Here is a 12478-nt window from a genome sequence, read left to right as displayed (position 1 = left end):
TTGAACCAATTTCTTTTTCCTTTTGTTTTTTGTATATCAAGGTATATTTGTCTAAGTTTGCCGCGTTTCATTAATCGATGCATTTATGAAGATTTATCATAAATTCCTTTTGTATCAAAATAAATGGATTCACCCTTACGTACGGATGACAGTGGGAGTAATGACTTCCATCACTTATTTGGCCTCCATCCTGCTGATTGTCGGCGTGGTCTATGAGCATGGCTTTACGATTTCAGAGGTCGAGGCGCATCAGCTCCAACGCTTGTACCATGGGGTGTGGATTGTTTTTCTGGTAGATGTCACCCTTCGCATTTTGCTGGAATACAAGGATACCCGGCGCACCTTCAGTAAGCTCACCTGGATACTGACCATTCTGCTCTATCTGACCCTTATCCCGGTCATTTTCCATCGTCCGGAGGAGGAGGGCGCCATCTTGCAGTTCTGGGAATTTCTGCATGGCAAGGCCTATCATCTTGTCCTGCTGCTGGTGTTTTCCTTTTTCAGCCTTTCCAACGGGCTGGTACGGTTGTTGGGGCGGCGTACGAACCCTTCGCTTATTCTGGCTGCAAGTTTCCTGATAATCATAATGATAGGCACGGGGCTGTTGATGTTGCCGCGCTGCACGACGAACGGCATATCGTGGGTCGACTCGCTGTTCATATCCACCAGTGCGGTGTGCGTCACGGGGCTGACGTCTGTCGATGTGGCGTCCACTTTTACCCCGACCGGTTTTGTGGTAATCATTCTGCTGATTCAGATAGGCGGTCTGGGAGTGATGACACTGACGAGCTTCTTTGCCATGTTCTTCATGGGTAATACCTCGTTGTACAATCAGTTGGTGGTGCGCGACATGGTGAGTTCCAATTCCTTGAATTCCTTGCTCTCCACCCTGGTCTATATTCTGGCCTTTACGCTGGTGATTGAAGGAATAGGGATGCTTGCTATCTGGGGAGACATCCACGGGACGATGGGGATGGACCTTCAAGAAGAGCTGGCCTTTTCCGCTTTTCATGCCATTTCCGCTTTCTGCAATGCGGGATTCTCCACGTTGCCCGGAAATCTGGGTAATCCGTTGGTGATGACGGGGCACAATCCGTTCTTCATCTATATATCTCTGCTGATTATTTTGGGGGGTATCGGTTTCCCCATACTGGTGAATTTCAAGGATATTATTCTTTACCATCTGCGTCGTCTGTGGCACTTTCTGCGTACGTGGCATTGGGACGGCAAGCGTTTTTACCATCTGTACAACCTGAATACAAAGATTGTACTGATAGTCACCTTCCTGCTGCTGGTACTGGGCACGGTGGGCATTGCTGTCTTTGAGTGGAATGCCGCCTTCGCCGGCATGTCGGTGGCCGACAAGTGGACGCAGGCGTTTTTCAATGCCACGTGTCCCCGTACGGCAGGCTTTACCAGTGTGGACTTGGCAGGCTTGGAGGTACAGACATTGCTTATATATCTGTTTCTGATGTGGGTGGGAGGCGGTTCACAGTCTACGGCAGGCGGTATCAAGGTAAATGCCTTTGCGGTAGTGGTGCTGAATCTGGTGGCTGTGTTGCGCGGCACGGAACGGGTAGAGGTGTTTGGTCGTGAGCTGTCACACGATTCCATCCGTCGTTCCAATGCCACGGTGGTGATGTCGTTCGGCGTCTTGTTGCTGTTTATTTTCATCATCAGCATTCTGGAGCCGGGTACGTCGCTTTTGGCCATTACCTTCGAGTGTGTGTCGGCATTGAGCACGGTGGGGTCCAGTTTGAACCTTACCCCGCGGTTGGGAGACGACAGCAAGCTGCTGGTGGCACTGCTGATGTTTGTGGGGCGTGTGGGACTGATTACGCTGATGCTTGGCATCATCAAGCAGAAGAAGCATACGAAGTATCAGTATCCGAGTGGTCAGATTATAATCAATTAAATAAGATGAAGTATATTATTATCGGTTTAGGGAATTATGGTCACGTGCTGGCAGAGGAGCTTTCTGCACTGGGGCACGAAGTGATAGGTGCGGACGTGAGCGCCGGCAGGGTAGATAGTCTGAAGGAAAAGATTGCTACAGCCTTTGTCATCGACGCTACGGACGAGCAGGCGTTGTCCGTGTTGCCGCTGAACAGTGTGGACGTGGTGATTGTTGCCATCGGCGAGAATTTCGGTGCATCCATCCGTGTAGTGGCTTTGCTGAAGCAGAAGAAGGTGCAGCATATCTATGCCCGCGCCATTGACGCTGTCCACCGTTCCGTGCTCGAGGCTTTTGAGCTGGAACGCATTCTTACTCCCGAGGAGGATGCCGCACGCGGACTGGTACAGTTGCTGGAATTCGGTGCCGATATGGAGACCTTCCGCGTGGCACCGGATTATTATGTAGTCAAGTTCACCGTTCCGGACAAGTTCATTGGCTATTATGCCAATGAATTGAATCTCGATAAGGAGTTTGGCCTGAAGATGCTCGCCTTGAAACGTGCCGAGACTTTGAAGAATTGCCTGGGCGTCTCGTATGTGGAACACAATGTACTGAACGAACTGCCGGAAAATGACCAGATACAAGCCGGCGACCAGTTAGTGTGCTACGGACGGTATAAGGATTTCCAGAAGTTCTGGAAAGCACTATGATAATTGGTAGTTGGAAATGTGTCAAAAGTGGTATTCACCCCCCATTTTCAACTAATCAAAGTCTTTCTCCCGACACCGATAATGGAAATAATCAGTCAGGAAGTGTGCATTCTTGCGTATGAACTCTTGTCCGTATTCTTTTCCTTGCAAACTGTTCAGATAAGCATCCGGAAGCATGCCTTCGTCTTGCAGGATGCAACTCAGTTGGTAAGGGATAATGTCTGGGTTGACGATGAACATAATGGCGTTTTTCTCTGCTTCCTCCTTATTATAATTGGGGTTGTCCGGAGATTTGATGCATTCGCACAGCTTGAATTGGATATGTAGGCCGGTGTGCGGGTTGGCCATCAGCATGGCTCCGGTTTCTGTATGTATGCGTGGTATGTCCAGGTCTTCTTTCAAGCCGTATCCCATCTTGTTCAGCAGAAAATCAGAGATTTCCTCTTGCGATTGGCAGAATACAAAAGATTTCCCGCCGGATGCTTTTATGAAATCATGGAATGTTGCCTTTTCATTCGTCTTTTCTTTCTGTTTCGTCAAGTCGTCCACATATTCCGCCATTTTCTGGTCGTACTTGTTTTCGAGAAGCATGCCGCACTGCCACCATGCGTTGCCAAAATAAATCAGTTCGCAGATAAGGGTGCTTTTCCCTGCCTCTCGGCTACGGATGGCCGAAAGGTTCAAGGACTTCTTGGTTATCTTGAATTCGCCTTCGTCCTCACTGCACAAATCTTTGACGTACAGAAATTCATCGTCTTCTTTCTCCAGCAGATAGCAACTGTTTTCCCGTGCCTTCACCTTGCCCCAAAGCTGATGTTCGGGATGGGCTTTTCCGATGAGAGCCAGCCATTCCGGTGAGGTCAGCGACAGCAGGTTGCGGCGGCCTTTGAACGTCAGTGAGGTGCGTGTGGCATATATGAGGGTCTCTGCCATTTCGGGAGTAATCTTTTCATCATCCAGCAACCGTTCAGCTTCGTCCCGGCATTGGGCGACATTTTCGATGTTGAAGTAGCATTGGTAGTGAAACCAATCCAGTATCTCCCGGTAGCGGAAGAAGTCTTCTTCTCCCATGGCAGAGTGGTATAGAAATTCCTGCATCCTTTCATTTTCGGGAGCGGTTTCGTATTCCTCTGCAAGCAGTCCGTATATCTCTTGTGCAGTCTGCTCTATTCCGGGATTCTCGGGGTTGATGGCGCTTATTCCCCGGCACAGATATTGTATATGGTGCCAAAGCAGAAAGCGTATGTCCTCCAGATTGATTTCATCCGGAAAATAATCGCCTTTGATGGGGTAGAAGGGCAGATAGGCTCCGTATCGCTTCCGGCACTCGGCAGTGAATGCCTGCCAGATGCCGGTCTGGGAGATGACGTCCTCAAACCATGCGGCGAGGCAGAGGCTTGTATAGCGTATGTTTTCCTCTTCTTCGAAGGCGTCGGCTATCGTTGAAGAGTAAAGTCTTTTGTGGATTTCGTTTGCAATGCCGACGTAGTACTGGTCAACGCTGTTTGTCTGCTTGTACGGATGCAGTTCCAACCATTTTTTGGGATATATTTTCTTCATGACTCTAAAGTGAGTTTGGTGTGTATTTTTTATATGTTTCATTTCCAGCGTAAAGATATGTTTTTTATGGGAATTTTCTTGTTTTTCCTCCTTTCGATTAGTATATTTGTATGCTACTATTAAATCGTTCTATCGTGTGGAAAAAATCGTTCCACCATGGTAGAACGATTTTTCTTCCGTGGTGGAATGATATTTTCTCCATGGTGGAATGATTAAAGAATAGCATTTCTTCTCCTTAATGCCGTGGAAGAAGAAATGACGGAATTGCAGGACCATTTAAAAACAGAATATATATGAGTGCGTATTACGACCTTTTCGAGAAACCCGACGTCCGCCAGACCGGCGAGCAACAATCCCTTTATGCCCGCTTTGTCCCCAAGGGCACCATCGACCGCAAGGAATTTATCGAGCGTGTACATCTTTTCACCGGCCTCAGCCGCAGCCTGCTGGAAGGAGCGATGGCAGGCTTTATGGACGAGTTGCGCGACTGCCTTGCCAATGGCTGGACGGTGGAGCTGGGCGAACTGGGTTACTTCACCCCCTCTTTGAGTTGTACCCGCCAGGCGACGGACAAGAAAGAGCTTCGTGCTGCCTCCATCGCTTTGCGCGGGTTGAATTTCCGTCTGGGCAGGGAGTTCTATAAGGATTTGAAAGGTAAGATGCAGTTGGAGCGTTGTCCGCAATCGGCATCGGCGCCTGCTTCGTCTGCCGATGAGGCGTTGGGCGTGGAGCAGCGCTGGCAGTTGCTGGATGAGTATTTGCAGCAGTATCCCTGCATCAATCGCTCCCAGTATGCACGGCTGGCAGGACGTAGTTATAAGCAGGCGGTTGTCGATTTGAATAGGTTTATAGAAGAAGGGGTGCTGATGAGGCATGGGATGGGGCCGAGTGTGGTGTATGCCAGAAAGAGGTAAAATTCAAGATGTGTATTTGCATCCGAATCGAAATGCAAAGGACATATCCCGTGAGCTCAATATGGATAAAGGGCTGTTATTCCGCATATTGAAAAAGCTGGAGGCAAATCATTCTCGACACCCCCAAGAATACGGACAGAGCACATCTGTTTTATGAGAAAGCCGGATTCAAGAAAATAGAGAAAGAAGAACTCCCCATCGAATACGATTATCCGTATGATGACAGTGACTTCTTCTGCCTGACCTTGAACGGATACCAATAAATTTACGGTTATTAGAAATTTAATCGGATAAATTAAGATTTATGGAGATACATAAAGTCCATTCTGTTTTTTTTCAGTGCTACATTTACTACCAAAGCCATCGTGCAGGGTATCGTCAAGCAGCTGCACGCCGATAATATCCAACATGACATTACGAGTAATGTTTTAATCCCCCGGTTTGAGATTGGGACGCGATGAATTGTTGGTCGTAGGCGTGCCGTCCTATTCAGGAAGAGTGCCCGACACGTGCCATTGCGTCGGAGAACCCCATAAAGACAGATGAAGGTCAATGTATTTCATGTGGAAGGTGCATTGCCCTATGTCCTGTCGGCTCACGAAACTACCACTATCCATTTTTGGGAAAAAAGAGTTTGGAGTTTGCAAGCGCAAATTCAGAGAGAAAAGAACTTGAACTTTTTTACGCTGTCAATTAAAGATGCCGTAAAGGATAAAAACAATGTATGATTAAGGAATAAAATTTCTTAGTCATTGTCTATCAGTTCCTTTCTTTTTCTCCAATATCCTTTTTTATCCTACGAAAACCTCCTTAAACCTCCGTTAAAGCACCACCCCGTTTTCTGCCCGTTGTATCTTTGCATCGTGGTCACAAAGAAACTGGTTTTGCAGACTGACGAGCGAACAAGACCGACTTTTATTAATCAATTTAAAATTAAAAAACTATGGCTTTGAATTATGAAGTAAAAAAGAGAGTATTCGGTTTTGACGAGACAAAAACGGAAAAGTACGTGGCGCAGATGAAAACTTTGGGTGTGGTAGGTTTTAAGGATTTATGCGACGAGGTTTCCAAGATAGGCATGGCGCCTCGCGGTGTGGTGAAGTTGGTGCTGGACGGATTGATCGACACCTTGAATATGGATATCAACAAGGGATTTTCGGTACAGCTGGGTGAGTTCGGCTGTTTCCGTCCCGGCATCAACGCCAAGAGCCAGGACAAGCTGGAAGATGTAAAGGCAAGCACGATTTATCGCCGCAAGATTATCTTCACCCCGGGCTTCTACTTTAAGGATATGCTGACCCGCGCCAGCGTAGAGAAGATGGATTGGTCGGGCAACGGCACCGTTTCTGGCGGGGGTAGCTCCAAACCAAATCCGGATGGCGGCGGTTCCGATGGCGACCAGGGAGAAAATCCGTTAGGATAAACATTCTGTAAATAAGGAGAATATGAACTTTCTCAGAAAAAGGTTCATATTCTCCTTGAAATACTTGACTTCGCCTTTTGAATATCGTATCTTTACATCAATCATTTAAAAATCAGACAAACTGCTATGGAAACAGAAAATGGCTTTCGTATCACGACTTATAAAAAGAAAGATTTGGCATGCCTCTATTGCCCCAATGCTACTGCACGTTGCGCCATCCGCACCCTGACGCGGTGGATAAAACGGAATCACGAACTGTATGAAGCCTTGGCGCATACCGGGTACAATGTAAGGACACGGACATTCATGCCGAAGCAGGTGAGTCTTATCGTACAGTATCTGGACGAACCTTAATATTCTTTTCAACCTCATTTATTATGTTAAAGCGGGAAGTTGCGGTTAAACTTCCCGCTTTTGTTTTTGTCATAGATACGTTGCAACACAATAGGTATAACTAACATAAGGTATTAATTAAAAAAAGAGAAAAATGATGAAAAGAATAGTTCTGATATGGATGGCCGCCTTCCTGATGGGTGGCATGGCAATGGCACAACATGCCCGCCACAGTGATAAAATGCCCGAACCGAAAGTCCGTGCCGAGCGCATGACGGAACGGATGGTGAAAGAGTACTCCTTGAACGATACGCAGAAACAACAACTGCTGGAGGCAAATCTGGCATTGGTTGAGAAAATGGGAGATATGCCGATGCATCGTGCCAAAGCACACAAGCATCATAAGAGAGATGGCAAGCGCCATCAATTGACGGATGAGCAACGCGCGCAGAAAAAAGCGGAGATGGAAAAGAAGCGTGAAGAGATGAAGACTGCCCGTATTGCTTATGATTCACAACTCCAGAAGATTATGACGGAAGAACAATATGCTGCATACAGCAAGAAAGTGCAGGATAGAAAAGCAAAAATGGAATCTAAAAGAAAATAAATTTTCTATTGCATTCAATTTGTACTATTTTTGTCCGGTCAACTACTAAAAAACAGAACGATGAAGAATATAGTCTATATTTTAGTGTGTGCATCGGTCATTTTCTTCACTGCTTGTTCGTCGCAAGACAAGAATAAGAAAGACGGTACGCAGGTATTGATGCAGGATAGTACAGAAATTGCCGGCCCACAGCGCATGCAGGTGTCTGATGTAAAAACATCCTTTACGTATAAGGGAAAAGAGTATCAGTCTTCTGTAGTGCGCCGGCCGGATGAATCTCTGCCGATAGTGAAAAACGAGCAGGGGGAGAAATTTGTGGATAACCGTATCACCTTGCGCATCACGTGCGGCGGGAAGCAGGTGGTGGATAAAGTGTTCACCAAAGATAATTTTGCTTCGTTGGTGGATGCCAAGTTCATGAAGTACTCCATTCTTGAGGGGCTGGTCTATGACAAGACCACTCCGCAAGGAATCATATACGCGGCGAGCGTCTGCTATCCGCAATCCGACCTTTATGTTCCCATCAGACTGACCATTACGGCTGACGGGAAAATCTCCATGGCAAAAGAAGAACTGATGGAGGACTATCAGACAGACAGCATTGATTAGTGGATAGTTTTCCAGATTGTTTCCAGTTTTATAGACCATCTTTGCCGGTATGAAAATCCTGATTGTAGAAGATGAGCAAGATTTGCGGGAAACCATCCGCACTTCGCTCTTGAAAGAAAAGTTTGTTGTAGAGACCGCTGCCGACTATTTTTCGGCATTGGATAAAATCAATGACTACGATTACGACTGCATTTTGCTGGATATCATGTTGCCTGGCGGGAGCGGTCTGGACTTGCTGCGTGAGCTGAAACGGCTGCACCGCAGTGACAGTGTGCTTATTATCTCGGCCAAAGACTCGCTGGACGACAAGGTGGACGGGCTGGAACTGGGAGCCGACGATTACCTTACAAAGCCTTTCCATCTGGCAGAACTCAATGCACGTGTCAAGTCATTGATACGTCGGCGGCAGGCGAAGGGAGATGTGACCGTCACCCTTGGAAATCTTTTGCTCTACCCCGACAAACGGCAGGTAGAGATAAACGGAAAACCCTTGCAGCTGAACCGCAAGGAGTTCGACCTGCTCTATTATTTTGTAGTCAACCCCGGCCGGGTCATCAATAAAATGAGCCTTGCCGAGTCGGTGTGGGGAGACAATATAGACCAGGCGGATTCGTTGGATTTTATCTACTCGCAAGTGAAGAATCTGCGTAAGAAATTGAAACAAGCTGAGGCTACCATAGAATTAAAGGCTGTCTATGGATTCGGCTACAAACTCTCCGAACTATGAAGCTGCTGAGCTACACCTACCGCAAACTTGCATTGCTGCTGTTTCTGTTGATGGCAGTGTGGGGTGTGCTGTTCTATTACGCAATCATTGACGAGGTGGTGGATGAGACGGACGATACGTTGGAGAATTACGGTGAGATATTGATGGAGAGTGCGCTTCACGACCCCTCGATACTCGAAACGGAAGGCTCGTTGATGTCTTTCTATAAGTTCACTCCTATATCCGAAGAGGAAGGGCGGCATTACAGACAAGTGTTCTATGATGCTACGGTTTATATCGAACTGGAGGATGAAGACGAACCGGTACGTGTCATGTGTACCGCTTTCCGTATGCCCGACGGGCAATATTATGAGTTGAAACTGATGATTTCCATTTTGGAGCGGGATGACATGGTGGAGGCTATGCTTTGGTATCTGGGAGCGCTGTTCCTGTTGTTTCTCATCTGTACTTCCATCGGCATCCAGTTGGTGCTGAAGGGAGTGTTCCGTCCGTTACATAGGTTGCTTGACTGGCTGCACTGCATTCAGCCCGGCAAGGAGGTGCCTCCATTGGACAACCCGACGAAGATACGGGAGTTCCGCCAGCTGAGCGATGCTGCATTGGATATGGGCAACCGCAGCTACAAGGCATACGAGGAGCAGAAGCAGTTCATCGAGAATGCCTCGCATGAGTTGCAGACACCGCTTGCCATCGTGAGGGGAAAAGTGGAACTGCTGGCTGAGAGTGAAGGGATGACGGAACAGCAAATGGAGCAGCTGGACGAGATATATGCCACGCTGGGGCGTGCCGTAAAACTGAACAAGTCCCTGCTGTTGCTTTCCCGTATAGAGAACGGGCAGTATACCGAGATGGAGGATGTCTCGGTGGATGAGATATTGGATGAACTCTTGCCCGACCTGATGGATATCTATGAACATAAGCAGGTGAGACTGATACGAAAACGGGAGGAGCAGCCTTTTATTATCCGTTGCAACCATTCGCTGGCGCAAATACTGGTTTCCAATCTGGTGAAGAATTCGTTGCTGCACAATAGGGAAGGGGGAGAGTTGCAGGTACTTACCACTCCAACTTCGCTGGTCATAAAGAATACGGGTGATGTTCCTTTGGATGGAGAGAAGTTGTTCCGGCGTTTCTATCATGGCATGGATGGCAAGAAGGACTCCACCGGACTGGGGCTTGCCATAGCGCGTTCCATTGCGTTGTCGTCTTCATTGAAGCTCACGTATGAATGGCAAGACGGTATGCATACCTTCCGTCTGGTTAAAGAAAGTGAAATTTACCGTTAACTGCGATTGTTCCCAAATCTTTCCTAATTCTCTACCGTTATTTGCAGTGTGAATAATATGAAATTTATTAGTAACATTAAAAAATAACGATTATGAAGAAAGTATTGTCTATTCTTGTGTTGGCTCTTGTAGCTGTTCAGTTTGCCTTTGCCGGTGATGTCATCACTCAGGATACCAAGCAGCTTCCGCTGACGGCACGCAATTTTATCAACCAGTATTTCTCGAAACCGCACATTTCACACATCAAGATTGAAAGTGAAATATTGCAGACTAAAAAATATGAAGTGCTGTTGACAGACCGTACGGAAATAGACTTCGACAAGAAAGGAAATTGGTTGGAAGTGGATTGCAAGAAGTCCGCTGTTCCCGAAGCATTGATTCCGGTTCCGGTAAAGGAGTATGTGAAGGCTAACTTCCCGAGAGAGATTATTACTAAAATCGAACGCGGACGTACCGGTGTGGAAATTGAATTGGGTAATGACTACTCTTTGAAGTTCAACAAAAAGGGAAAGTTCGTCAGCATGGACGATTGATTCTCCAGTAACTATTAACCTAAACTTTATAGAGAAATGATGAGAATAAAGATTCAAATGTTGGCGATGATGTTCATCGCCGCCTTGGCACTTGGTGCATGCAGTGATGATGACGACAAGGATGATGTCAAAGTGCCCGAAGCAATGTCACAAGCATTGAAGTCCAAATACCCTTCCGCAATCCATGTGGAATGGGAACAGAAAGGGGGCTATTTCGTTGCAGATTGTAAAGTGGATGGGCAGGAAAAGGATGTATGGTTCAATAATCAGGCGGAATGGCAACTGACGGAAACCGAATTGCTTTGGAATAATCTTCCGGGAACAGTACAGACCTCTTTCAGCGCCAGTGAGTATGCCGGTTGGAAGATAGAGGAGATTGTTCTTTTGGAGTATCCGGTAGTGCCTATGCAGTTTGTCATTGAAGTTGAAAAGGGAAATGCAGAGTATCAATTGTTCTATTCGGAAGAAGGCGGCTTGCTACAGACAAAAGATGTGAGCGGTAATAGGGATGATACGCATTGGCCGGTAAAACTTGATTAGGGATGAGGGGTTAGGGATTAAGGATTAAGGTTCAATATGATTGCACACCCCTAATCCTTCATCCTTAATCCGTAATCTCTAACTACATCGGCTTATAATCCTTCGCCAGTCCTCCTTCGCTGGTTTCTTTGTAGAGGGAGGGCAGGTCGTTTCCGGTTTCTTTCATGACTTCCACCACCTTGTCGAATGATACGCGGTGCATGCCATCGGTGAAGGAGGAGTAAAGGTTGGCATCCAGGGCACGTGCGGCGGCGTAGGCATTACGTTCGATGCACGGGATTTGTACCAACCCACAAACCGGGTCGCAGGTCATTCCCAAATGATGCTCCAATCCCATTTCAGCGGCATATTCTATTTGTGCCGGACTGCCTCCAAACAATTGGTTGGCTGCGGCTGATGCCATGGAACATGCTACGCCTACCTCTGCCTGGCATCCGGCTTCCGCTCCCGAAATGGAAGCGTTGGTCTTCACGATGTTTCCTATCAGTCCGGCTGTGGCAAGGGCACGGAGTATGCGTGTGTCGCTGAACTCCCGGCTTTTTTGCAGATGATAGAGCACTGCCGGTACAATGCCACACGAACCGCAGGTAGGTGCAGTGACAATGACCCCACCTGACGCATTTTCTTCACTTACTGCCAAGGCATAGGCAAATACCAGTCCGCGCGACTGGAGGGAAGCCTTGTAGCCACTGGCACGTATATAATAGGTAGAAGCCTTTCGGCGCAGATTCAGAGGGCCAGGCAAGACTCCTTCACTATCCAATCCCCGTTTTACGGCAGCCTGCATGGTTTTCCATACCTCCTGCAGGTAATCCCAAATGTCGCTTTCCTCGCATTCCTTGACGTACTCCCAGTAACTTTTTCCGGTACGTTCACACCATTGTAGTATTTCGGTCATACTGTTCATTTCGTATACATCCGGGGTGTTTACGGATGATGCTCCGTCATTCTCTTCTGCCAGGGCACCGCCGCCGACACTGAATACAGTCCATTGGTCGGTCTCCTTGCCTTCGCTGTCCAAAGAGACGAATTTCATGCCGTTGGGATGGAAGGGCAGGAATATTTTGGGTTCCCAGATTATTTCTACCGGTGCTGCGGGTTGCAATGTCTCGGTGATGGCAACATTGGTCATGTGTCCCTTGCCGGTAGCGGCGAGGCTTCCGTATAGGGTTACTTGGAATGCGGCTGCTTCGGGATGCCTTTCCAGGAATATCTGAGCTGCCTTGCGCGGTCCCATGGTGTGGCTGCTGGATGGACCGGTACCGATACGGTAGAGTTCTTTGATTGATTTCATATATTTCAGATTTATGATTTAGCTTTAACTATCAATTATCAACTG

The 12478-nt window shown here is 47.4% G+C and carries 14 protein-coding genes; 12 read left to right on the top strand and 2 right to left on the bottom strand.

The genetic code is table 11. From position 1 onward, the window contains the following. The first annotated feature begins 85 nt into the window (after positions 1-85). Together DW896_RS18270 and DW896_RS18265 are read left to right on the top strand one after the other, a co-directional pair. On the top strand, positions 86-1915 hold the full coding sequence (locus tag DW896_RS18270) for a TrkH family potassium uptake protein (RefSeq protein WP_119993633.1): 1830 nt from the start codon (positions 86-88) through the stop codon (positions 1913-1915). A gap of 5 nt (positions 1916-1920) precedes the next feature. Further along, on the top strand, positions 1921-2607 hold the full coding sequence (locus tag DW896_RS18265) for a TrkA family potassium uptake protein (RefSeq protein WP_008665006.1): 687 nt from the start codon (positions 1921-1923) through the stop codon (positions 2605-2607). A gap of 51 nt (positions 2608-2658) precedes the next feature. Here DW896_RS18265 and DW896_RS18260 read toward each other — a convergent pair whose 3' ends face one another. After that, complete coding sequence (locus DW896_RS18260; RefSeq protein ID WP_119993631.1) at positions 2659-4167, bottom strand: DUF3843 family protein; 1509 nt, start codon at positions 4165-4167, stop codon at positions 2659-2661. A 293-nt stretch (positions 4168-4460) separates the two neighbouring features. Here DW896_RS18260 and DW896_RS18255 point away from each other — a divergent pair, with 293 nt between their 5' ends. The 10 genes from DW896_RS18255 to DW896_RS18200 all read left to right on the top strand — a co-directional run bounded on the left by DW896_RS18255 (position 4461) and on the right by DW896_RS18200 (position 11139). Beyond that, a complete protein-coding gene (locus DW896_RS18255) occupies positions 4461-5081 on the top strand; it encodes a DsbA family protein (RefSeq protein ID WP_005832650.1) in 621 nt (206 codons plus the stop codon). A gap of 487 nt (positions 5082-5568) precedes the next feature. Beyond that, a complete protein-coding gene (locus tag DW896_RS21920; RefSeq protein ID WP_080597342.1) occupies positions 5569-5778 on the top strand; it encodes a 4Fe-4S binding protein in 210 nt (69 codons plus the stop codon). Between the two features lie 246 nt (positions 5779-6024). Further along, positions 6025-6504, top strand: a complete 480-nt coding sequence (locus DW896_RS18235) for an HU family DNA-binding protein (RefSeq protein WP_009038158.1) — start codon at positions 6025-6027, stop codon at positions 6502-6504. A 126-nt stretch (positions 6505-6630) separates the two neighbouring features. Further along, the gene (locus tag DW896_RS18230) at positions 6631-6858 is read left to right on the top strand and encodes a DUF4248 domain-containing protein (RefSeq protein ID WP_005831704.1); all 228 of its coding nucleotides are present in this window, start codon (positions 6631-6633) and stop codon (positions 6856-6858) included. A 136-nt stretch (positions 6859-6994) separates the two neighbouring features. Continuing rightward, on the top strand, positions 6995-7444 hold the full coding sequence (locus DW896_RS18225; protein ID WP_016272777.1) for a DUF4890 domain-containing protein: 450 nt from the start codon (positions 6995-6997) through the stop codon (positions 7442-7444). A 60-nt stretch (positions 7445-7504) separates the two neighbouring features. Continuing rightward, complete coding sequence (locus DW896_RS18220) at positions 7505-8053, top strand: DUF4738 domain-containing protein (protein WP_005831701.1); 549 nt, start codon at positions 7505-7507, stop codon at positions 8051-8053. Between the two features lie 49 nt (positions 8054-8102). Beyond that, the gene (locus tag DW896_RS18215; RefSeq protein WP_005832639.1) at positions 8103-8780 is read left to right on the top strand and encodes a response regulator transcription factor; all 678 of its coding nucleotides are present in this window, start codon (positions 8103-8105) and stop codon (positions 8778-8780) included. Further along, positions 8777-10066 carry a HAMP domain-containing sensor histidine kinase gene (locus DW896_RS18210; protein WP_009038161.1) on the top strand — a complete coding sequence of 430 codons (1290 nt, stop codon included), beginning with the start codon at positions 8777-8779 and terminating at the stop codon, positions 10064-10066. The genes DW896_RS18215 and DW896_RS18210 overlap by 4 nt, the downstream gene beginning before the upstream one ends. Before the next feature lie 92 nt (positions 10067-10158). Continuing rightward, on the top strand, positions 10159-10599 hold the full coding sequence (locus tag DW896_RS18205) for a PepSY-like domain-containing protein (protein ID WP_005831697.1): 441 nt from the start codon (positions 10159-10161) through the stop codon (positions 10597-10599). Positions 10600-10635: 36 nt separating this feature from the next. After that, positions 10636-11139 carry a PepSY-like domain-containing protein gene (locus tag DW896_RS18200; protein ID WP_009038162.1) on the top strand — a complete coding sequence of 168 codons (504 nt, stop codon included), beginning with the start codon at positions 10636-10638 and terminating at the stop codon, positions 11137-11139. 82 nt (positions 11140-11221) lie between these two features. Here the strand turns inward: DW896_RS18200 and DW896_RS18195 are convergent, their stop codons facing one another. Continuing rightward, positions 11222-12433, bottom strand: a complete 1212-nt coding sequence (locus DW896_RS18195) for an L-serine ammonia-lyase (protein WP_005831694.1) — start codon at positions 12431-12433, stop codon at positions 11222-11224. Positions 12434-12478 lie beyond the last annotated feature (45 nt).

It is taken from the genome of Bacteroides sp. AM41-16 (assembly GCF_003603495.1).
Classification (GTDB): Bacteria; Bacteroidota; Bacteroidia; order Bacteroidales; family Bacteroidaceae; genus Bacteroides; species Bacteroides uniformis.
This window is presented reverse-complemented; position numbering and strand designations above follow the sequence as displayed.

What these genes read in the sequence shown, in the direction of transcription:
- DW896_RS18270 (WP_119993633.1), top strand. Translation starts at nt 86, where the DNA reads ATGAAGATTTATCATAAATTCCTTTTGTATCAAAATAAATGGATTCAC.
- DW896_RS18265 (WP_008665006.1), top strand. Translation starts at nt 1,921, where the DNA reads ATGAAGTATATTATTATCGGTTTAGGGAATTATGGTCACGTGCTGGCA.
- DW896_RS18260 (WP_119993631.1), bottom strand. Translation starts at nt 4,167, where the DNA reads ATGAAGAAAATATATCCCAAAAAATGGTTGGAACTGCATCCGTACAAG.
- DW896_RS18255 (WP_005832650.1), top strand. Translation starts at nt 4,461, where the DNA reads ATGAGTGCGTATTACGACCTTTTCGAGAAACCCGACGTCCGCCAGACC.
- DW896_RS18235 (WP_009038158.1), top strand. Translation starts at nt 6,025, where the DNA reads ATGGCTTTGAATTATGAAGTAAAAAAGAGAGTATTCGGTTTTGACGAG.
- DW896_RS18230 (WP_005831704.1), top strand. Translation starts at nt 6,631, where the DNA reads ATGGAAACAGAAAATGGCTTTCGTATCACGACTTATAAAAAGAAAGAT.
- DW896_RS18225 (WP_016272777.1), top strand. Translation starts at nt 6,995, where the DNA reads ATGAAAAGAATAGTTCTGATATGGATGGCCGCCTTCCTGATGGGTGGC.
- DW896_RS18220 (WP_005831701.1), top strand. Translation starts at nt 7,505, where the DNA reads ATGAAGAATATAGTCTATATTTTAGTGTGTGCATCGGTCATTTTCTTC.
- DW896_RS18215 (WP_005832639.1), top strand. Translation starts at nt 8,103, where the DNA reads ATGAAAATCCTGATTGTAGAAGATGAGCAAGATTTGCGGGAAACCATC.
- DW896_RS18210 (WP_009038161.1), top strand. Translation starts at nt 8,777, where the DNA reads ATGAAGCTGCTGAGCTACACCTACCGCAAACTTGCATTGCTGCTGTTT.
- DW896_RS18205 (WP_005831697.1), top strand. Translation starts at nt 10,159, where the DNA reads ATGAAGAAAGTATTGTCTATTCTTGTGTTGGCTCTTGTAGCTGTTCAG.
- DW896_RS18200 (WP_009038162.1), top strand. Translation starts at nt 10,636, where the DNA reads ATGATGAGAATAAAGATTCAAATGTTGGCGATGATGTTCATCGCCGCC.
- DW896_RS18195 (WP_005831694.1), bottom strand. Translation starts at nt 12,433, where the DNA reads ATGAAATCAATCAAAGAACTCTACCGTATCGGTACCGGTCCATCCAGC.